The organism is Vibrio qingdaonensis (genome assembly GCF_026191675.1).
In the GTDB taxonomy this organism is placed as follows: domain Bacteria; phylum Pseudomonadota; class Gammaproteobacteria; order Enterobacterales; family Vibrionaceae; genus Vibrio; species Vibrio qingdaonensis.
Window position 1 is genome coordinate 238,648 of the sequence record NZ_JAKRRY010000003.1, and the last position, 20,579, is coordinate 259,226.

Here is a 20,579-nt window from a genome sequence, read left to right on the forward strand (position 1 = left end):
ATATTACTCGTTCAGGGTACGTTACGCCTTGTGGTTAATTGTAATAATAAGAAAGTGATGCCATGGTTAATCAAGAACATGAATTTTTGTTAGAAATGACAGGAATTAGTAAAGAGTTTCCAGGGGTTAAGGCATTAGATAAAGTTAATTTAAAAGTGCGACCAAATTCCATTCATGCACTCATGGGAGAGAATGGAGCGGGTAAGTCGACATTATTAAAATGCCTATTCGGAATTTATGAAAAAAATGAAGGTAATATAGTCTTTCTTGGGAATAATATTAACTTTCAATCCTCTAAAGAAGCATTGGAATCCGGTGTTTCAATGGTTCACCAAGAGCTGAATCAGGTACTTCAATGTACCGTAATGGATAATATATGGTTAGGGAGATACCCTAAAAAAGGGTTATTTGTTGACCACGATAAAATGTATCGAGATACCAAAGAAATTTTTGAAGAACTCGATATTAATATTGATCCTAAAGTCAAAGTGAAAACACCCTCAGTTTCTCAAATGCAAATGCTAGAAATAGCTAAGGCATTTTCCTATGATGCAAAAATCGTCATCATGGATGAGCCGACGTCGTCACTGACAGAAAAAGAAGTCAACCATCTATTTACCATTATCAAAAAGCTCAAAGCCAAGGGCTGTGGTGTGGTGTATATCTCGCATAAAATGGAAGAAATTTTTGCGATTTGTGATGAAATAACCATTCTTCGCGACGGTCAGTGGGTAACCACTCGACCACTGGAGGGGTTGGATATGGACGCTATCATCGCAATGATGGTAGGGCGAGAATTGACGCAGCGTTTCCCAGAAAAAAGTAATGTCCCCAAAGAAACGGTTTTAGAAGTGAAGGGGCTAACAGCACTTAATCAACCTTCGATTCAAGATATTTCATTTGATTTAAAAGCTGGTGAGATCCTCGGTGTTGCAGGTCTAGTAGGGTCACGTCGAACCGATATAGTTGAAACCATATTTGGCGTTCGCGAGCGAAGCGAAGGGCAGATCTTGCTTCATGGCAAAGAGATGACGAACCGTGATGCACACGAAGCCATCAGTAATGGTTTTGCATTAGTCACGGAAGAGCGTCGTTCTACCGGGATATATGGCAATTTGGATATCACGTTCAACTCATTGGTTGCCAATGTCGACAGTTATAAAACCAAGTCGGGCTTGTTAAGTAACAAGAAAATGAAAAGTGATACTCAGTGGGTAATTGACTCGATGAGTGTGAAAACACCGTCTCATGAAACCTCGATTGGTTCTTTGTCTGGCGGTAATCAACAGAAAGTGATCATTGGACGTTGGCTGTTAACTCAACCAGAAATATTAATGCTAGATGAGCCAACACGAGGTATTGATGTTGGTGCGAAGTTTGAAATCTATCAATTGATACTTGAACTCGCTAAGAAAAACAAAGGCATTATTATCATTTCTTCGGAAATGCCAGAGTTGTTAGGTATTACTGACCGCATTCTTGTCATGAGTAATGGTCGAGCGGCTGGTGTCGTTGATACCAAGGAAACCACACAAAGTGAAATATTAGAGCTGGCCTCTCGTTACCTCTAGGGAAATTATTATGGACGCTGTTAAATCATTTGCAATGAAGCACTTAAAAGAAGGTGCTATCTATGCGGTTCTCTTTATATTATTGGCAATTATTGTTATTCAAGAACCGTCTTTTTTAAGCTTAAGAAACTTTAGTAACATCCTGACTCAATCTTCTGTACGTGTCATTATTGCTTTGGGTGTGGCTGGTTTGATTGTTACCCAAGGTACCGACTTGTCTGCAGGTCGTCAGGTTGGTTTGGCTGCGGTTGTTTCTGCAACATTGCTACAGTCGGTAGACAATGTGAATAAAGTATTCCCGGATTTAGGTGATATACCGATTTTCGCCGTTATTATCGTCGTTTGTGCGCTTGGTGCCATCATTGGTCTTGTGAACGGTATTATTGTCGCTTACTTAAAAGTGACGCCATTTATCGCCACATTAGGCACGATGATCATCGTATATGGTGTGAACTCTTTGTACTATGACTCCGTTGGGGCTTCGCCAATCGCGGGTTTTGATGAGCGCTTTTCTGAGTTTACGCAAGGGTTTATTCGCATGGGAGACTTTAGGCTCTCCTATATTACCTTCTATGCCATTATAGCTATTGTATTCATGTGGGTACTTTGGAATAAAACGGTGTTTGGCAAAAATATCTTCGCGGTTGGTGGTAACCCAGAAGCGGCAAAAGTTTCTGGTGTAAATGTTCCCGTAACCTTGTTGAAAGTCTATGCATTATCAGGGGTGTTTTATGGCTTTGCCGGTATGCTTGAGGCTGGACGAATTGGTAGTGCGACCAACAACCTAGGTTTCCTATATGAACTCGATGCCATTGCTGCTTGTGTGGTAGGTGGTGTGTCATTTGCTGGTGGTGTCGGTAGTATTGCGGGTGTGGTTACCGGCGTATTGATCTTTACTGTGATCAACTATGGTATGACCTACATCGGCGTCAGCCCGTACTGGCAGTACATTATCAAGGGGTCGATCATTATCTTTGCTGTCGCGCTCGATTCAATGAAATACGCCAATAAAAAATAGTCGCAAGGGCACTCCATTGAGTGCCCTTTTTTATGCCCCCTTCATTATTATCATGATGAAGGATACAGGATTATGTAATCGTTTAACATTATGTGTAATTCTTATGATGCTGTTTTTAAATCACTTTATTTGCGATTGAATGATCTTTTCGGACTTTTTCATTGTTATCTGTGTAAACGTTTACACTTTTTGCGTTCGATCACAGTATGATCTTGCTGACTGTTGCTACAATTTCCTTAGTTTGAAGAATGAGCGCGTATTCTCGGAATAATTCGCTCGCAATTAGAGTGAAACGTAGGAGTGTAATGTGAAAGTACTAGTGACGGGTGGAATGGGCTACATCGGCAGCCATACCTGCGTTCAGATGTTGGAAAGTGGTATTGAACCTATCATCATCGATAACTTGTGCAATGCCAATCAAGCCGTGTTAGCACGTATTGAAGCGCTTACTGGTCAAGCACCAACGTTTTATCAAGGTGATATTCGCGATGAAGCGTTGCTCGATCGCATTTTTGAAGCACATGAGATTCAGTCGGTGATTCACTTTGCTGGGTTAAAAGCGGTAGGTGAATCTGTTGCTAAACCTATTGAGTACTACGATAACAATGTGAACGGCACATTGGTTCTTGCTCGTGCAATGAGAAAAGCAGGCGTTAAGAGCATTATCTTCAGTTCTTCTGCCACGGTGTATGGTGACCCTGACGTGGTGCCCATCACTGAAACTTCTCCTGTTGGAAATACGACCAACCCATACGGTACCAGTAAGTTTATGGTGGAGCGCTGCCTGAGTGATGTGTTCACCTCTGACGACGAATGGAGCATCACCTTACTACGTTATTTCAATCCTGTTGGTGCGCATCCGTCGGGCACGATGGGTGAAGACCCAAAGGGTATCCCTAATAATCTAATGCCTTTTATTGCTCAAGTTGCAGTTGGGCGTCGTGAGAAACTGTCCGTTTTTGGTAATGACTACCCAACACCAGATGGCACAGGCGTTCGCGATTATATTCATGTGATGGACTTGGCAGATGGCCATATTGCAGCGCTTAAAGCGGTTGGCCTGAAGGCTGGCTTACATATTTACAATTTAGGTACCGGTAAAGGCAGCAGTGTTCTAGAAATGGTGGATGCATTTGCAACCGCTAGCGGTAAGCCAATTCCTTACGATCTGCACCCTCGTCGTCCAGGTGATATTGCAGAGTGCTGGGCAAGCACTGCAAAAGCAGAGGCGGATTTAAACTGGAAAGCGACACGGACATTACAAGATATGACCACGGACTCGTGGCATTGGCAGTCCAGTAACCCCAACGGTTACGACAGCGAATAAGGCTGCCTCGTTATCTCAAGAGACTTTTAGAATTTAACCATTGAGTAAGTAATATGTCGAGTATTGAATTTAATCCAGTCGATCATCCTCATCGCCGTTATAACCCGTTAACAGGACAGTGGATCCTTGTGTCACCACATCGCGCAAAGCGTCCTTGGAGCGGCCAAAGTGAGGAGGTCTCTCATGTACAACTGCCAACTTACGACGAGAAGTGTTTTCTGTGTCCGACCAATGATCGCATCTCTGGAGATGTGAACCCAGACTACCAAGGTACTTATGTATTTGGTAACGACTTCGCGGCTTTGATGCCAGATTCCCCTGATGCTCCTGAATCAGAGAATCCATTGTTTAAAACTCAAGGTGTACGTGGCCTTAGCCGCGTCATCTGCTTCTCGCCAGACCACAGTAAAACATTGCCGGAGCTCACCCCCCAAGAACTGCGCTGCGTTGTTGATACATGGAATGGGCAAATTGAAGAATTGGGTAAAGAGTATCTTTGGGTTCAAGCTTTTGAAAACAAAGGTGAAGCAATGGGCTGCTCACAGCCGCACCCTCATGGCCAAATTTGGGCAAACAGTTTTTTGCCTAATGAAATCGAGCGAAAAGATCGCTTAATGCGTGAATATTATCAACAGCAAGGTTCAAACTTGCTGGTGGACTATGTCACCGCAGAAATGAAAGATGGCGCGCGCACGGTCGTAGAAACGGAACATTGGCTCGCGATTGTCCCTTACTGGGCGGCGTGGCCATTCGAAACCATGCTGCTTCCTAAGACGCATATTCGCCGCATGAGCGAACTCAGTGAAGCGCAAAAAGACGATTTAGCGGTTGCCATTAAAATGCTGACGTCACGCTACGACAACTTATTTGAGTGCTCTTTCCCCTACTCAATGGGGTGGCACTACGCCCCATTTTTTAATGAAGGTGAAAGCACCGAACATTGGCAGTTGCATGCGCTTTTCTACCCCCCCTTATTGCGCTCAGCGACGATCCGCAAGTTTATGGTGGGTTATGAAATGTTGGCCGAATCACAACGTGATTTAACCGCCGAGCAAGCAGCAGAGCGTCTAAGAGCATTGAGTGATGTTCATTACAAACAACAATAATTTAAAAATTTGATGTTATGAAGTGGGCAAAACGCCGTCAGCACTAAGGCATCAGGTATTGAGAGAATCTAAAATGAAAGATCTAATTCAAAGCGTAGCAAACTCTTTTGAGAATATACTGGGCTACAAGCCTACTCACTTCATTCAAGCTCCTGGACGTGTAAATCTAATTGGTGAGCATACTGACTACAACGATGGTTTTGTCTTACCGTGTGCCATTAACTATCAAACCGTGGTTGCTGCGGCAAAGCGTGACGATAATCTCATTCGCGTTGTCTCTGTTGATTACCAAGACGCGACCGATGAGTTTGATCTCACCCAAGAGATCACTTTTCAACAAGATAAAATGTGGGCGAACTACATTCGCGGTGTGGTGAAGTGCTTGATGGCTCGCGGCTATCAACTTGGTGGCGCGGATATATCGGTGTCTGGCAATGTACCGCAAGGTGCGGGACTGAGCTCTTCTGCTGCACTAGAAGTGGTGATCGGTCAGACATTTAAAACGCTTTATAACCTAGAAATCACGCAAGCTGAAGTCGCGCTTAACGGCCAGCAAGCGGAGAACGACTTTGTGGGTTGTAATTGCGGCATTATGGATCAGCTTATTTCTGCTGAAGGTAAAGAGAATCACGCTCTGTTGATTGACTGCCGCAGTCTTGAAACGCAAGCGGTATCTATGCCTGAAGATATGGCGGTCGTGATTATTAACTCCAACAAAAAGCGTGGCTTAGTGGACAGTGAGTACAACACTCGTCGCGAGCAATGTGAAGAAGCCGCACGCATTTTTGGTGTAAAAGCGTTGCGTGATGTCTCGATAGGGCAGTTCAATGAGCGTGCTGCTGAGTTGGATGAAATGGTCGCTAAACGCGCGCGTCACGTCATCACTGAAAACGATCGCACGGTTGAAGCAGCAAAAGCACTCAGTGCTGGCGATATGAAGCGCATGAGTGAGCTAATGGCAGAATCACACATTTCGATGCGTGATGATTTTGAAATCACAGTGAAAGAGGTTGATACCATCGTGGATATCGTAAAGGCCGTCATTGGTGATCAAGGTGGTGTACGTATGACAGGCGGTGGCTTTGGTGGTTGTATTGTATCGTTAATCCCCCCGTCATTGGTGGGCGAAGTGACAGCGGCGATTGCAGAGCAGTATGAAGCGGCAACAGGATTGAAAGAATCTATTTATGTATGCCAAGCGAAAGATGGCGCAGGAGCGGTATAGCAATGACAAATATGAGTGAGCGATTAAGCACAATAGAACACTCAATGACTCAATCCGCAGCGCGTGATGGGGTACCTGCAAAGGTACTTCATTTAAGAAACGCATCGGGAATGACCGCGTCATTTATGGATGTTGGCGCTACGTGGTTGAGTTGCTTGCTACCTTTGGCAGAGGGACCGCGGGAGGTGCTATTACGTTCACCCAATATGACGGAGCACACGAAACAAGGGGCGTATTTTGGTTCAGTGGTGGGGAGATACGCCAATCGAATTGATAAAGGGCAATTCGAGATAGGTGGCAAGTGGTATCAAGTCACTTGTAATAATGGCGAAAACGCTTTGCATGGGGGTGCAGAGGGTTTTGATAAACGTCGTTGGTGTATTGACTCACACACTGAATCAACTCTTGTTTTTTCTTTGTTATCAGAAGACGGTGATCAAGGTTTTCCGGGTAATGCACGGATTCAAGTTGAGTACCATCTTAGTGATGATAATGCGTTAACCATTCGCTACCAAGCGTCTTGCGATCAAACATCGCCGATGAACTTGACTAACCATGCTTATTTTAATTTAGCGGGTGAGTCGAGTTCTGCGAAGAGCACCGGTCATCACTTGCAAATCTATGCTGATTCATATTTGCCGACCAGAAACGATCTGATCCCACTGGGTGAAGTCAAACCAGTGGATGCGACAAGTTTTGACTTTAGAGAACAAAAACAAGTCGGTCGTGATTTCCTAACGGATACAGATCAACAGATTGCTGGTGGATACGATCACTCTTTTGTGTTCGACACTGAGTTAATCAATGGGCAAGCGGTAGTGGCTACGTTAGTGTCGCCAGAGCGAGATGTGACGATGGAAGTGCTAACGACTAAACCGGCGATGCAGGTGTACTCAGGTAATTTTCTCAATGATGCGCCTGGAGTGAGCCAAGCTTATGCGAATCTTCATGGCATTGCATTGGAGACACAATATTTCCCCGACGGGCCAAACCATCCAGAATGGCAAGGCCGTAATGGCATGCTTGAGCTCGATGAGGTGTATCAGCATCATACGGTTTATCGGTTTAACTTTTCATCGCTGGCGTGACAATAAAAAACCACGATTTATCGTGGTTTTTTATTGTCTGTGTAATGAGCAACAGTATTAAGCTTTTCGAGCGACAGAAGAGCGTTGAACCAAGGTTGGAGAGTAGACCATAGGTTCCGTTTCTACAGGTTTATTTTTGGATAGGGCTAACGCAATTTGCGCCGCTTTTTCTGCCATCATTTGTATTGGGTAGCGAATAGTGGTTAGCTTTGGATGCAGGTACCTAGCAATGAGTCCATCATCGAAGCCTATGATGGACATTTGATTTGGCAAGGCGTATTGATTCTCTTCGAGTACAGAAAGAGAGCCAGCAGCCATATTATCATTGTAGGCAACGACAGCCGTGATCGGTAATGACTTGGTCAGCAAGTTGGTCATGGCTTTCTCGCCGCCATCGCTGTCTGGCGAACCATATTCGATATAGCTTGCCGACAAGGTAATGTTATTCGCTTTAAGTGCGTCACGGTAGCCTTCAAGGCGTTGGTCAACATCTTCAATGTTATGTGATGATGCGACACAGGCGATATTGGTGTGTCCATTACGAATCAGGTGCTCCGTGGCGATGTAAGCCCCTTTATAGTTATCCAAAGAGATACAGCGTCCCGGTAGTTGTGGGATATCACGATTGATATAAACGAGCCCTTTGACTTCTTCAGCGTATTGGATTAATTCTTCATCAGAGAGGGATTTAGAGTGAATAACGAGTGCATCGCAACGGCTATTAATTAATAATTCAATGGCTTTTCGCTCTTCTTCAGCATCGTGATAACCATTGCCAACCAGAATATGCTTACCGTGTTGATGCGCGACTTTATCGACAGCTTTCACTAAGGTACCGAAAAAAGGATCGGATACATCACTCACGAGGACACCGACAGTATTCGTGCTTTGACTGACCAATGCTCGTGCATTGGCATTCGGTCGATAACCGAGTTTTTTCATCGCTGTTGTCACAGATGCGATGGAAGCGGCGCTTGCTTTGGGTGATTTGTTGATCACGCGAGAAACGGTTGCTACGGAGACACCTGCTTCTTTTGCGACATCTTTTATCGTTGCCATCTGAAACCTCTTATAATCTATAAACTAATTAGACGCTTGTTGTGTAAATATCGCAAACAATGTTTCACAAAAATAAAGGGTTTGTGATGCACGACACTAACAGCAGCGGGAATTAGGCAGAGGTGTAAACGTTTTACAAATGTCGGATACTTCTTATTACCCATTGTTTCGTGTCCAATGGATTTATATGGGTTTATTTGACCTCCTTGTTGTAGTGTTTAAATGACACGTTTTGTGGCTAATGTTTTTTTAATGCACTGTTATATAAGAAGTAATAATGTTGGAATGAAATGTGCATTATAGTCATTAGATTGATGATTAAGTGAAGTACGATGATAAATATTACAGACAAAAAAGTGGAAGAAAAAATCCCAGCATGGTTGCGTCTTGGGTTTCGGCCGTTTTTTCTGATGGGCAGCGTATACGCCATCTTCGCCGTGGTGGCTTGGGTTATCATGTTCCAAAAGGGTCAACCTGATGCGCTGCATGTCCCTGCGCTCTGGTGGCATGCTCATGAAATGATTTTTGGTTTTTCAATGGCGATTGTCGTGGGTTTTGTTTTGACGGCTGTTCAAACTTGGACGGGGGTAAATGGGACGAAACATCATCGCTTGCTTATGCTGGTGGTGTTGTGGCTTGCTCCGCGAGTACTGTTTTGGACTCCGGCCCCACTTTGGCTAATATCTGTGATTGAAACAGGGTTTATTTTGTTGGCCGCTTATGAAATTGGCACGCGGGTTTATGCATCCAAAGGTTGGAAAAACTTGTTTTTTGTCCCGCTATTTTTGCTTGCGATTTTCGCCAATTTTGCCAGTTACGCCACGATTAAAGGGATGCCTCCTTTTAGTAGCAGCGCCGTGTGGCAAGCCATGTTGTGGTGGTTTACGATTCTACTCTCCATTATGGGTGGACGCGTGATTCCATTTTTTGCCGCGAAGCGTTTTCAATACGACAAACCCCAACCCAAAGTTTGGATTGAGTGGGGAGCGACATTGCCATTAATGGGATTGTTTATCTTAAGCTTTTTCCCGTTGTCTTTCGCTGCTTTAAGTCAGCCGTTGATGCTGATTGCAGGCGTTTTTCAATTGGTGAAGTGGTTACGTTGGAAGCCTTGGCTAACGCTATCTGAGCCGTTAGTGTGGTCGCTAATGCTAGCGTATCTGTGTATTCCATTAAGTTTACTTTATCGCGGCCTTCTGACCGATGCCTTTGCGGCGCATGCGATGTTACATTTGTTTGCTGTGGGTGCGCTTGGTGGTTTAATTCTGGCTATGATCAGCCGAGTGACGATGGGCCATACAGGACGGGCGATTTATCAAGGGCCTAATATGACGCTTCCTTTTCTCGCCATCACCGTGGCGGCGTTGTTGCGCAGTGTTGGTGTAGCGTTATGGCCACAGCATATGTTTACCATGATTGACGTTAGTGCCGGGTTGTGGGCGTATGCGTTTTCAATGTATGTCTACCATTTTGGCAAGATGCTCGTGACACCGCGTGTGGATGGTCACCCCGGCTAATGCGATGTGCTACGGCGCAATAAAAAACCAGCCTAAAGGCTGGTTTTTTATTATGAGAATCGCGAAGCGGTTCGTTTAACGCTTAGTAAGCATCATTGTGGACGGCTTGAACTGCACGGCCTGATGGGTCGACACAGTTTTGGAATGACTCATCCCATTCAATCGCTTTCGCTGAAGAACACGCGACCGATGGACCACCAGGAACACAGTGTGCCGCAGATTCTAGAGGGAATAGCTCTTCAAAGATTTCACGGTACGCGTAACCTTCTTTAGTCGTTGGCGTGTTATATGGGAATCTAAAGGCTGCCGTTTCCATTTGTGTATCGGTGACTTTTTCTTCCGCTACGGCTTTCAGAGTATCAATCCAGTCGTAACCCACGCCGTCAGAGAATTGTTCTTTTTGACGCCATGCAATGGATTCCGGCAGATAATGCTCGAAACATTCACGTAGAATGTGCTTCTCCATTTTACCGTTGCCACACATCTTATCTTCAGGGTTTAAGCGCATCGCGACATCAATAAACTCTTTGTCTAAGAAAGGTACGCGGCCTTCCACGCCCCATGCGGCAAGAGATTTATTTGCACGAGCACAGTCAAACATATTGAGTGCCAGCAACTTACGTACTGTCTCTTCGTGGAACTCTTTAGCGTTAGGCGCTTTGTGGAAGTAAAGGTAACCTCCGAAAATTTCGTCAGCCCCTTCGCCAGAAAGCACCATTTTTATGCCCATTGCTTTGATCTTACGAGCCAGTAGGTACATTGGTGTAGAGGCGCGAATTGTCGTCACGTCATAGGTTTCAATGTGATAAATAACGTCACGAATCGCGTCTAAGCCTTCTTGGATCGTGTAAGTCATCTCGTGGTGAACGGTACCAATTTGGTCTGCCACTTCACGAGCCGCGATAAGGTCAGGAGCGCCTTCTAAGCCTACTGCAAACGAGTGCAATTGTGGCCACCATGCTTCTGATTGGCCATCATCTTCAATTCGCATAGCAGCAAAACGTTTAGCAACCGCTGAAGTGATCGATGAATCAAGGCCACCAGAGAGTAGTACACCGTATGGGACATCGGTCATCAGTTGGCGCTTAACCGCCGCTTCTAATGCTTCGGTTAGGTCAGCTTTGCTGGTGGAGTTGCCTTGTACGGCAGCGTACTCATTCCAGTCTCGCAAGTAATAACGCTGAGGCTCTGCATCCTCTGAGCGATAAAAGCTACCAGGAGGGAACTCACTGATGGTTTTACAAACTGGAACCAGGGCTTTCATTTCCGATGCCACATAGTAGTTACCATGTTCATCATACCCTTGATACAGAGGGATAATACCGATGTGGTCACGTCCCACGAGGTACTGGTCTTTTTCTTCATCATAAAGAACAAATGCGAAAATACCGTTGAGTTCTTCAAGTAGATCGGCGCCGAATTCTTGATAAAGAGCGAGAATAACTTCGCAATCAGAATCCGTTTGAAAATCGTACTTGTCTTCATAACGTGCACGAATTTCTTTGTGGTTATAGATTTCACCGTTAACGGCAAGGATGTGTTTTTTATCTTGGCTGTAAAGTGGTTGAGCACCACTATTTAGACCAACAATCGCTAGACGCTCATGGGCAAGGATGGCTTTATCCGATGAATAAATGCCGGACCAATCAGGGCCTCGGTGGCGAAGCTTTTTAGACATTTCTAACGCCACTGGGCGTAGGGCGGCTGCATCAGTCTTGATGTCTAAAATGCCAAATATTGAGCACATAGCAATTCCTTTTTAATTAAATCTAAATCTCTTGAATCCAATTTGCCATCTGCTCAAAAAAAAGCAACCGCAGCGAACGAAAAAGATAATAAACAGCACCCATTGTTGAATGAAATTTAATAATTATTGTAATTAGGTGAATATTATCTATGTGGCGTGTGAGGTGTGACCGTTTTTTGGGCATTCTCTTAAACAGAAAGGTCTGTTTAAGAGAATGCTATCGGTTATTTCAATGAAGGGTTGAGTTGTTCACAGACGTGACGAGCAAAACCGCTGCCCGCTTCGCTGTAAATGTTAAACGCAGCGTTAACTCCCTTCGCTTTTAATTCTTCTAGTTGATCAGGATAGGCGGCGATCGCAGCGACCTGACCATTAAAGTTTGTTTGCTGTAAAAGTGATAGCGCAGTTTGGTTACCCAAATGGTGAGGCATGGCCAATAAGACTAGCTTAACCTGCGCGGTATCGAGAATTCGTTCCCAAAAGTCCGGGTCGGTAGCATCACCAGCAATGACATTACGTCCCTGTTTTTGGTGTTGTAGTGCAGCGTCTTCACGGACTTCAACGCCTAAACTTACTTTGCCGTAGCGATCATACAGTTCGTCATAAGCTCCGGTACCAATTCTTCCCATTCCTAGGATCAACACCTGCGCTTCTCCTGGGTTAATAAATTGGTCACGTAGATTTATTTTTTCGGCCGCTTGTTCTTTTAACCACTTCGCAGAACGCAAATAGAGCAGGTGCCCCATACGATTGAGTGGCGCTGAAATTACGAAGGACAAAGAGACTGCAATGGCCAATGCGACCAGTATGTCACCAGAAATCCAGCCCAATTTGAACGCGAGTCCTCCAACAATAAGACCGAACTCACTAAAGTTAAAGAGTGTGAGTGTGGTTAATAAGCTGGTACGGACGCGGAATTTGAATGCGTTGATAACGACAAAATACAGTACACCTTTGAGTGGCAGTAAAAACAAGAGCAGGACGCCGAGTATAAAGCCTTCAATGGTGGGTTGATCGGAGAGACCAATATTGAGGAAGAAGCAGACTAGGAACAATTCTTTAAGGTTAAATAACGATTTTGAAAGCTCGGATGCTTTAGGGTGTGCTGCGAGTAGCATACCCAGAATCAGCGCGCCTAGATCCGGTTTCATACCAACAATTTCGAACAGTCCTGCTCCCATCACTAACGCAAAAAAGATACCACTCAATACGAGCATTTCGCCATGGCCTGCTTTATTGAGTAGTTTGAACATGATAGGTCTTGCCAGTGGCAGCGCAAACAAAGCGAGAGCGTACCATTCTGGTATTTTTCCAGTCGATGCGGTCAAGAATATGACGGCAAACACGTCTTGCATGACAAGAATACCGATCGCGAGCGTACCATAGGTGGCGTTGAGTTCCCCTTTTTCTTGTAGAGTTTTGACAGCAAAAACAGTACTTGAAAAAGAGAGAGCAAAGCCGAGAAGTATCAACTGCTCGATTTCAAGCGTCGCCAAGCTTGAAACGCCGAGTACTTTTAATCCGACTAGCAACAATGCAAATAAGAAGGTCGACAGAAGGTTATGTATGGTGGCTCCGGCCCATATTTCTTTAGAGAGTAGGGTTTTTACATCGAGCTTTAAACCGATGGTAAAGAGCAATAACGTGACGCCAAGATCAGCCAACGTGATGATGGTATCAGAAGTTTGAAAGCCAAAGCTATGGAGTGCAAATCCAGCGAGCAAAAAGCCTACCATAGGCGGCAGTTGACACTTTAATGCAAGAAAGCCTGCTAAGAAGGCGACGGTAACAAGTATTAGTTCCATAAGTACGACGAATTTCTGCCTATAAAAAAGACCACACCGAAGTGTGGTCATCCATTTTATCAAAGTATATCAAACTATTATTTGATAGGTTCGATACAAGGTCTCAATCTTCTAACAATTTTTGTAACAGAACACCATTAAGCATCGCACGCTTGATCATGGCAAATGCGCCCATGGTTGGTTGTTTGTCTATTTCTGACGCGACGATAGGGAGGCCTGTGTGGAAAGTGGTGAGCGATTGATTCTCAACATTACGCTGGATCGCAGGGAAGACAATGTCTTTCGCCATAGTAATATCGCCGGCAATAATGATTTTTTGTGGATTGAACAAATTCACAGTCATGGCGATGGCTTTACCTAATTGGTTGCCCACGCGCACTAAGCTTTGCTTGGATAGTTCGTCACCATTAAGCGCGTGCGTACACACATCTTCTATGGTGATGTCTTCTTTTTGCGCTAACGTTGACTCATACCCTTGGTCGATGAGTTTTTTGACGCGTTGAACGATTGCAGGGTTAGCAGCCACAGTTTCTAAGCAACCAAAGTTGCCACATTGACACTGTTCGCCAAGTGGATCGATTTGGATATGACCAATTTCACCGACATTTCGATTGAACCCTAAGAAAACTTGTCCATTAACGATGATCCCGGCACCTGTACCTCTATGTACGCTGACTAGAATCGAGTCCTGACAGTCTCGGCTAGAGCCAAAATAATGCTCGGCTAACGCCATGCCTCTCACATCATTACCGACGAAGCATTCGACATTAAACTGTGAACGAATGAGATCAGCCAGTTCGAGTTTATCGATGTCGGTGTTGGGCATGTATTCAACAACACCAGTCGTTGGGTTAACAAGTCCCGGCAGAGTAATACCAATTGCTATTAATTGGTCGATACGATGTTCATGGTCACTGAGAAAGGCGTGCAGGTTAGTTAGTAAGCCGTTAGCCAGTTCAGTTTGATCGGCGTAATGTAATTCTTTTTGGACAAAAGCGAGTTCATTACCACCAAGGTTATACAGGGAAAGTTGGACGTAATCACGGCCAAGACGAACGGCGATAGAGTGAAAGGGCGCCACTTCGGTGGTCAGTGAAATTGCTCGTCGTCCACCAGTTGAAGCTTGCTGGGCGACCTCTTTAATGAGGCCGCGCTCTAAAAGCTGGCGGGTAATTTTGGTAACGCTGGCTGGAGCCAGTTGGCTCACATCGGCAACTTGAATGCGCGAGATAGGCCCTTGACGGTCTATTAAGCGGTAAACCGCTGCGCTATTAAGTTGTTTTACTAAATCTACGTTACCTATCTGTCCGCCATTCATGCTTAATTGTGCTCGTATTGTCCGTTAACAACTGTGCCTTGGACGTTGAAATCTCTATCGAAGATGGCTAAGTTTGCGACCATGCCTTTTTTGATGCGACCAAGTTTGTTATCTAGTCCCATCGCTTTAGCAGGGTAGAGCGTTGCCATTCGTAGCGTCTCATCCAAAGCAATACCGGCGTGTTCAACTGTATTTTGAACCGCTTCAATCATGGTGAGTGCGCTGCCACCTAGTGTGCCATTTTCGTCTACGCACTTACCATCCTTGTAATATACTTTCTTACCGACAAAAATAAAGTAATCCATCTCAGCACCAGCTGGAGCTGTGGCATCGGTCACTAATACGAGCTTTTCACCCTTTACTTTATGCGCAATACGAATGTTTGCGTAGTCTACGTGGAAACCATCTGCAATGATTCCAGCGTAGACTTCAGGTGTGTCGTAGATAGCACCCACAACGCCGGGCTCACGACCGGTCATCGGCGTCATAGCGTTGAACAAATGAGTCGCAAAGGTAATGCCCGACTCAAATCCTTTACGAGCTTCTGCATAAGTGGCATTGGTATGGCCAATAGAAACAACAATGCCAGCCTTACGTAGTTTTTCGATATGCTCTGGTGCATTTTGTTCCGGAGCAAGCGTGACTTTTGCGACGAGGTCGTTATTTTCACAAATTAAGTCGATCATTGAGTCATCGGATTGACGAATAAAGTCAACGCTGTGAATGCCTTTCTTCTCAACGTTTAGGTATGGACCTTCTAAATGAAGTCCTAAGGAATGGTTTTGGTACTGGTCTTGGTAAGTACGCGCCGCTTCCAATGCTTGACGCATATCTTCATCAGAAGAAGTGATAAGCGTTGGTAAGAAACTGGTACAGCCGGATTTAAGGTTAGCGCGATGCATCGTATGGATTGTTTCAGCGGTAATTTCATCATTGAGCATAACACCGCCACAACCGTTCAGTTGTAAGTCGATAAACCCTGGGCTGATATTTGCGCCATTAAGGTCGATACGCTCCATAGACGCAGACAGTTCTGAAATGGGTAAGACGGCTTCAATTTGTTCACCGTTGATAACAACAGCATGATTATTGAGAACATCACTACCTGTGAAGACCTTACAATTGGTTAATGCATACATCGTTAGCGAATCCTTGTGTTTTTAATTCGGTTTACCTCTTTGCGAGTGCCAAACAAAGACGCCACCTTGCGGTTAGAGTCACTTAGTTTGTGTCACTTAGCAAAGAGTCATATTTAATACTTAGCAAGCTGCAAATTAATAAATAACTAATTTTAACTAAATGATTACATGAGAGTTATTGTTATTTTTCTGTGCGAATCTACCGGGCGACTTTGATGTTTGTCGCAAATTTTCCAGGTATGAGCCAACTCTCTTCAGCGAAATCCTAACGAGATCTCGTCATTTTTTCGTATGATAAAATAAGTTTTATGATCTCGCTAGCAAAAAGCCTCCATTTTGGTGAAAACTGGTGATTATGATCACAAATGGGGACGTTTTAATTTGCGGAGCAAAATTAATTTCATAAACTGAGTAGGACTAAATTGAACGGCTAAAATAAGTCGTCCAAAATTCTAAATTCCTATAGGGGGAACACACGGTGAATATACTAGGATATGCACAGAAGCTCGGGAAGGCGTTAATGCTTCCGATTGCGACGCTTCCAATCGCAGCACTTCTACTTCGTTTGGGTCAGCCAGACCTTTTAGACATTCCGTTTATGGCACAGGCGGGTGGCGCAATTTTTGGTGAGCTACCTTTACTATTCGGTTTGGGTATTGCGATCGGTCTTTCTAAAGACGGTAACGGTGCAGCAGGTCTTGCTGGTGCCGTGGCTTACTTTGTATTGACTGCGACAGCAACGACAATTAACGCAGACGTTAACATGTCTTTCTTCGGCGGTATCTTTGCAGGTATCATCGCAGGTCACTCTTACAACGCATTTAGCACAACGCGTTTGCCTGAATGGTTAGCATTCTTCTCTGGTAAGCGTCTTGTACCAATTATGGCGGGTCTTTTCGCTCTAGTTGCTGGTGCGCTTTCTGGTGTTATTTGGCCTGGTATCCAATCTGGTCTAGATGCACTAGCACACGCGGTATCAACGTCTGGCGCTGTTGGCCAATTCGTTTACGGTACACTTAACCGTGCACTTATCCCTGTTGGTCTTCACCATGTTCTTAACTCGTACTTCTGGTTCGGTATGGGTACATGTCAAGAAGTTCTAGTTGCTGGCGCACAAGCTGCTGGTCAAGCTCTTCCTGCTATCCAACAACTTTGTGTTGACCCTGCTCTTGCTAAGACTCTAGTTGCTGGTCAAACTCACACATTTGAATTTGCTAACTCAGTAACACCTGAAATCACAGCAACTGTGAAAGAAGTGACTGAAACCGTTAAATCTGGTGACCTTCACCGTTTCTTCGGCGGCGATAAAGGCGCTGGCGTATTCATGAACGGCTTCTTCCCTGTCATGATGTTTGGTCTGCCTGGTGCTGCACTTGCCATGTACCTAGCGGCACCTGCTGAAAAACGCAGCCAAGTTGGTGGCGCACTATTCTCAGTAGCATTCTGTTCATTCCTAACTGGTATCACAGAGCCTCTAGAGTTCATGTTCGTGTTCCTTGCTCCTGCTCTATACGCAATGCACGCCGTGTTCACTGGTCTGTCTCTAGTGGTTGCTAACATGTTTGGTACACTACACGGCTTTGGTTTCTCTGCAGGTCTTATTGACTTCGTATTGAACTGGGGTCTAGCGACTAAACCATTCGTACTACTACTAATCGGTCTAGGTTTTGGTGCTCTATACTTCTTCACTTTCAGCTTCGCTATCCGCGCATTCAACTTGAAGTCGCCAGGTCGTGAAGATGACGATGAAGCAACACCTGCAGCAGCTGGTGATGCACCTAAAGGCGACCTAGCTCGTCAATACCTAAAAGCGCTTGGTGGTCACGATAACCTAACGTCTATCGATGCATGTATCACTCGTCTACGTCTTACTCTAAAAGACCGCTCAGTCGCTGACGAAGTTGTACTTAAGAAGCTTGGCGCGAAAGGTGTTGTTAAACTAGGTGAAAATAACCTACAAGTTATCCTTGGTCCTCTAGCGGAAATCGTTGCTGGTGAAATGAAAGCAATCGGTGCTGGTGAAGACCTATCTGATGTTAAACTTCCTTAGGCTAAAACCTAACTAAGTTGTTTAGGCCTTAAAAAGCTTAAGTTTTAAGAACATCGGTCTTAAAAAAATAAGTTAATAAACCTCTCTTCGGAGAGGTTTTTTTTTGTTTGGTACCGCTCAATTAGTATTGAGCAAAGGGATAAGTGAAAATAATCCTTATAAAGTGCGAGTTATTGTTGTGGTTTTCCGAAGAATTGTGGATCATTGGAGCTTATACAATCTGACAATACTAAACCATAGAGGTGTTATAGATGAGTGAAGCTGAGGCTCGTCCATCGAACTTTATCCGCCAAATCATTGATAAAGATTTAGCCGATGGCAAACATACTAGCGTGCATACTCGTTTTCCGCCGGAACCGAATGGTTACCTGCACATCGGTCACGCGAAATCTATTTGTTTGAACTTCGGTATTGCTCAGGACTATCAAGGCCAATGTAACTTACGTTTTGATGATACGAACCCTGAAAAAGAAGACGTTGAATACGTTGAATCGATCAAGAATGATGTGAGCTGGTTGGGCTTTGATTGGTCTGGTGACATTTGCTATTCATCGAACTACTTCGATAAGTTGTATGACTATGCCGTTGAACTAATTAACAAAGGCTTAGCTTATGTTGATGAGTTAAGTCCAGAGCAAATCCGTGAATACCGTGGTTCATTAACGGCGCCAGGTAAAGCAAGCCCATATCGCGATCGCAGCGCTGAAGATAACCTTGCGCTATTTGAAAAGATGCGCGCCGGAGACTTTGCTGAAGGTAAAGCGTGTTTGCGTGCCAAAATTGACATGGGTTCATCATTTATGGTGATGCGTGACCCGGTTTTGTACCGTGTACGTTTTGCTGAACATCACCAAACAGGTAATAAGTGGTGCATCTATCCGATGTACGACTTTACACACTGTATTTCTGATGCGCTTGAGGGTATCACTCACTCATTGTGTACACTTGAATTCCAAGACAACCGTCGTTTGTACGACTGGGTTCTCGAGAATATTACGATTGACTGCCAGCCTCACCAATACGAGTTTAGCCGTTTGAATCTTGAGTATACGGTGATGTCTAAGCGTAAACTTAGCCAGCTTGTGTCTGAAAACTTAGTAAATGGATGGGATGACCCGCGTATGCCGACGATTTCAGGTCTTCGTCGTCGTGGCTTTACGCCTGCATCTATTCGTGAGTTTTGTAAGCGCATAGGTGTCACTAAGCAAGAGAACATGATTGAATTTGGTTCATTGGAATCTTGTATCCGTGATGATCTAAATGAAAACGCGCCTCGTGCTATGTCTGTGTTAGAGCCAGTAAAGGTGGTGATTGATAACTTTACGGCTGATGCAGTGGAAACTCTGAATATTGCGAATCATCCCAATAAACCAGAGATGGGTAGTCGAGAAGTTCCATTTACTCGTGAACTATGGATTGAGCGTGATGACTTCCGTGAAGAAGCGAACAAGAAGTACAAGCGTTTAGTGCTTGGCAAAGAAGTTCGTTTACGCGGCGCTTATGTGATTAAAGCGGAACGTATCGAGAAAGATGCCGAAGGTAACATTACGACTATTTTCTGTAGTTACGATGACGAGACTTTGGGTAAAAACCCGGCAGATGGCCGTAAAGTGAAAGGTGTGATTCACTGGGTTTCTGCTGATAAAGGTCTACCCGCTCAGATCCGTCTTTACGATCGTTTGTTTACTGTTGCGAACCCTGCGGCGGAAGACAACTTTGCTGCGACAATTAACCCAGAGTCATTGGTTGAGCTAAATGGTTTCGTAGAGCCGAGTTTAGCATTGGCGACGGCTGACCAAGGTTACCAGTTTGAGCGTACAGGATACTTCTGTATTGATAGCAAGGACTCACAGCCAGACGCTCTTGTGTTTAACCGCACGGTGGGGCTGCGTGATACTTGGGCGAAAATCGAGACCAATTAACGCCACTGTTCAAACCGATCGTAGAGAGCTTAATTAAAGTTCTCTACGAATAAAAAAACCAGCTCATGAGCTGGTTTTTTTGAATCACGTTCTTGAATTAGTACTAGCTTGGTTTGTGAGCTTTAGGGTTCTCTTTGCAAGCGCCACCAACACATTTCCCGTACAAATATAGGCTATGATTGGTCAATTCAATATTGTATCTTGCCGCAATTTCCTTTTGGCGAGTTTCAATCATTTCATCAGAAAACTCAATAACTTCGCCACAATCAAGACAAACTAGGTGGTCATGGTGATGTTGAGTTGATAATTCAAAAACCGATTTACCACCTTCAAAGTGGTGACGAGTCACGATACCTGCATCGTCGAATTGGTTAAGGACACGATAAACCGTGGCTAATCCAATTTCTTCACCCAAATCAATGAGTTTTTTGTACAAATCCTCAGCACTAATATGCTGATATTCAGGCTTTTGTAATACTTCTAGAATCTTTAGTCTAGGCAGTGTGACTTTAAGGCCGGCATCTTTAAGTGCTTTGTTATTGTCTGACATATACTTTCCTGTGATGATCTGCAGCAATAAACAGATGTCAATAATCTGTGTTCATTATAGGGTACTAAGGCTTAACAATAAACCACGAAGTTCAAGGGGTTACTAACTATTAACATAGAACTCGAACTCGGTCACTT

The 20,579-nt window shown here is 44.5% G+C and carries 15 protein-coding genes; 9 read left to right on the forward strand and 6 right to left on the reverse strand.

Features of this window, described 5'->3' with window-relative positions; all coding sequences use genetic code 11:
• Nucleotides 1–62 precede the first annotated feature (62 nt).
• The 6 genes from mglA (at nucleotide 63) to galM (ending at nucleotide 7,335) form a co-directional block, all read left to right on the forward strand.
• Nucleotides 63–1,571 carry a galactose/methyl galactoside ABC transporter ATP-binding protein MglA gene (mglA, locus tag MD535_RS04625; RefSeq protein ID WP_265673758.1) on the forward strand — a complete coding sequence of 503 codons (1,509 nt, stop codon included), beginning with the start codon at nucleotides 63–65 and terminating at the stop codon, nucleotides 1,569–1,571.
• Between the two features lie 10 nt (nucleotides 1,572–1,581).
• Entirely contained in the window at nucleotides 1,582–2,589 is a 1,008-nt protein-coding gene (gene mglC, locus MD535_RS04630) for a galactose/methyl galactoside ABC transporter permease MglC (protein ID WP_265673759.1), read from the forward strand.
• A 307-nt stretch (nucleotides 2,590–2,896) separates the two neighbouring features.
• Nucleotides 2,897–3,916 carry a UDP-glucose 4-epimerase GalE gene (gene galE / locus MD535_RS04635; RefSeq protein ID WP_265673760.1) on the forward strand — a complete coding sequence of 340 codons (1,020 nt, stop codon included), beginning with the start codon at nucleotides 2,897–2,899 and terminating at the stop codon, nucleotides 3,914–3,916.
• Nucleotides 3,917–3,969: 53 nt separating this feature from the next.
• On the forward strand, nucleotides 3,970–5,022 hold the full coding sequence (locus tag MD535_RS04640) for a UDP-glucose--hexose-1-phosphate uridylyltransferase (RefSeq protein ID WP_265673761.1): 1,053 nt from the start codon (nucleotides 3,970–3,972) through the stop codon (nucleotides 5,020–5,022).
• Nucleotides 5,023–5,095: 73 nt separating this feature from the next.
• Nucleotides 5,096–6,247, forward strand: a complete 1,152-nt coding sequence (galK, locus tag MD535_RS04645) for a galactokinase (protein WP_265673762.1) — start codon at nucleotides 5,096–5,098, stop codon at nucleotides 6,245–6,247.
• An 11-nt stretch (nucleotides 6,248–6,258) separates the two neighbouring features.
• A complete protein-coding gene (galM, locus tag MD535_RS04650; RefSeq protein WP_390902890.1) occupies nucleotides 6,259–7,335 on the forward strand; it encodes a galactose-1-epimerase in 1,077 nt (358 codons plus the stop codon).
• A gap of 57 nt (nucleotides 7,336–7,392) precedes the next feature.
• Here galM and MD535_RS04655 read toward each other — a convergent pair whose 3' ends face one another.
• A complete protein-coding gene (locus MD535_RS04655; protein WP_265673764.1) occupies nucleotides 7,393–8,394 on the reverse strand; it encodes a substrate-binding domain-containing protein in 1,002 nt (333 codons plus the stop codon).
• Nucleotides 8,395–8,726: 332 nt separating this feature from the next.
• Here MD535_RS04655 and MD535_RS04660 point away from each other — a divergent pair, with 332 nt between their 5' ends.
• Nucleotides 8,727–9,911: an NnrS family protein gene (locus MD535_RS04660; RefSeq protein WP_265673765.1), complete on the forward strand. Its 1,185-nt coding sequence runs from the start codon at nucleotides 8,727–8,729 to the stop codon at nucleotides 9,909–9,911.
• A gap of 82 nt (nucleotides 9,912–9,993) precedes the next feature.
• Here MD535_RS04660 and asnB read toward each other — a convergent pair whose 3' ends face one another.
• The 4 genes from asnB to nagA form a co-directional block, all read right to left on the reverse strand.
• Nucleotides 9,994–11,658, reverse strand: a complete 1,665-nt coding sequence (gene asnB / locus MD535_RS04665) for an asparagine synthase B (RefSeq protein WP_265673766.1) — start codon at nucleotides 11,656–11,658, stop codon at nucleotides 9,994–9,996.
• Nucleotides 11,659–11,882: 224 nt separating this feature from the next.
• A complete protein-coding gene (locus MD535_RS04670; protein WP_265673767.1) occupies nucleotides 11,883–13,463 on the reverse strand; it encodes a cation:proton antiporter family protein in 1,581 nt (526 codons plus the stop codon).
• Between the two features lie 103 nt (nucleotides 13,464–13,566).
• On the reverse strand, nucleotides 13,567–14,781 hold the full coding sequence (gene nagC / locus MD535_RS04675; protein ID WP_265673768.1) for a DNA-binding transcriptional regulator NagC: 1,215 nt from the start codon (nucleotides 14,779–14,781) through the stop codon (nucleotides 13,567–13,569).
• 2 nt (nucleotides 14,782–14,783) lie between these two features.
• Nucleotides 14,784–15,920, reverse strand: coding sequence for an N-acetylglucosamine-6-phosphate deacetylase (nagA, locus tag MD535_RS04680; protein WP_265673769.1), 1,137 nt, complete (start codon nucleotides 15,918–15,920; stop codon nucleotides 14,784–14,786).
• Between the two features lie 478 nt (nucleotides 15,921–16,398).
• On the opposite strand from nagA, the gene nagE reads away from it, so the two are divergent.
• Both nagE and glnS read left to right on the forward strand, forming a co-directional pair.
• A complete protein-coding gene (gene nagE, locus MD535_RS04685; protein WP_265673770.1) occupies nucleotides 16,399–17,970 on the forward strand; it encodes an N-acetylglucosamine-specific PTS transporter subunit IIBC in 1,572 nt (523 codons plus the stop codon).
• A gap of 251 nt (nucleotides 17,971–18,221) precedes the next feature.
• The gene (gene glnS / locus MD535_RS04690; RefSeq protein WP_265673771.1) at nucleotides 18,222–19,892 is read left to right on the forward strand and encodes a glutamine--tRNA ligase; all 1,671 of its coding nucleotides are present in this window, start codon (nucleotides 18,222–18,224) and stop codon (nucleotides 19,890–19,892) included.
• Nucleotides 19,893–19,995: 103 nt separating this feature from the next.
• Here the strand turns inward: glnS and fcrX are convergent, their stop codons facing one another.
• Nucleotides 19,996–20,442 carry a ferric iron uptake transcriptional regulator FcrX gene (gene fcrX, locus MD535_RS04695; RefSeq protein ID WP_102468443.1) on the reverse strand — a complete coding sequence of 149 codons (447 nt, stop codon included), beginning with the start codon at nucleotides 20,440–20,442 and terminating at the stop codon, nucleotides 19,996–19,998.
• Between the last annotated feature and the right edge of the window lie 137 nt (nucleotides 20,443–20,579).

Excerpts from the sequence above, each read along its gene's own strand:
- MD535_RS04640 (WP_265673761.1), top strand. The coding sequence starts at position 3,970 with ATGTCGAGTATTGAATTTAATCCAGTCGATCATCCTCATCGCCGTTAT.
- galK (WP_265673762.1), top strand. The coding sequence starts at position 5,096 with ATGAAAGATCTAATTCAAAGCGTAGCAAACTCTTTTGAGAATATACTG.
- galM (WP_390902890.1), top strand. The coding sequence starts at position 6,259 with ATGAGTGAGCGATTAAGCACAATAGAACACTCAATGACTCAATCCGCA.
- nagC (WP_265673768.1), bottom strand. The coding sequence starts at position 14,781 with ATGAATGGCGGACAGATAGGTAACGTAGATTTAGTAAAACAACTTAAT.
- nagA (WP_265673769.1), bottom strand. The coding sequence starts at position 15,920 with ATGTATGCATTAACCAATTGTAAGGTCTTCACAGGTAGTGATGTTCTC.
- asnB (WP_265673766.1), bottom strand. The coding sequence starts at position 11,658 with ATGTGCTCAATATTTGGCATTTTAGACATCAAGACTGATGCAGCCGCC.
- MD535_RS04655 (WP_265673764.1), bottom strand. The coding sequence starts at position 8,394 with ATGGCAACGATAAAAGATGTCGCAAAAGAAGCAGGTGTCTCCGTAGCA.
- fcrX (WP_102468443.1), bottom strand. The coding sequence starts at position 20,442 with ATGTCAGACAATAACAAAGCACTTAAAGATGCCGGCCTTAAAGTCACA.
- glnS (WP_265673771.1), top strand. The coding sequence starts at position 18,222 with ATGAGTGAAGCTGAGGCTCGTCCATCGAACTTTATCCGCCAAATCATT.
- MD535_RS04660 (WP_265673765.1), top strand. The coding sequence starts at position 8,727 with ATGATAAATATTACAGACAAAAAAGTGGAAGAAAAAATCCCAGCATGG.
- mglC (WP_265673759.1), top strand. The coding sequence starts at position 1,582 with ATGGACGCTGTTAAATCATTTGCAATGAAGCACTTAAAAGAAGGTGCT.
- MD535_RS04670 (WP_265673767.1), bottom strand. The coding sequence starts at position 13,463 with ATGGAACTAATACTTGTTACCGTCGCCTTCTTAGCAGGCTTTCTTGCA.
- mglA (WP_265673758.1), top strand. The coding sequence starts at position 63 with ATGGTTAATCAAGAACATGAATTTTTGTTAGAAATGACAGGAATTAGT.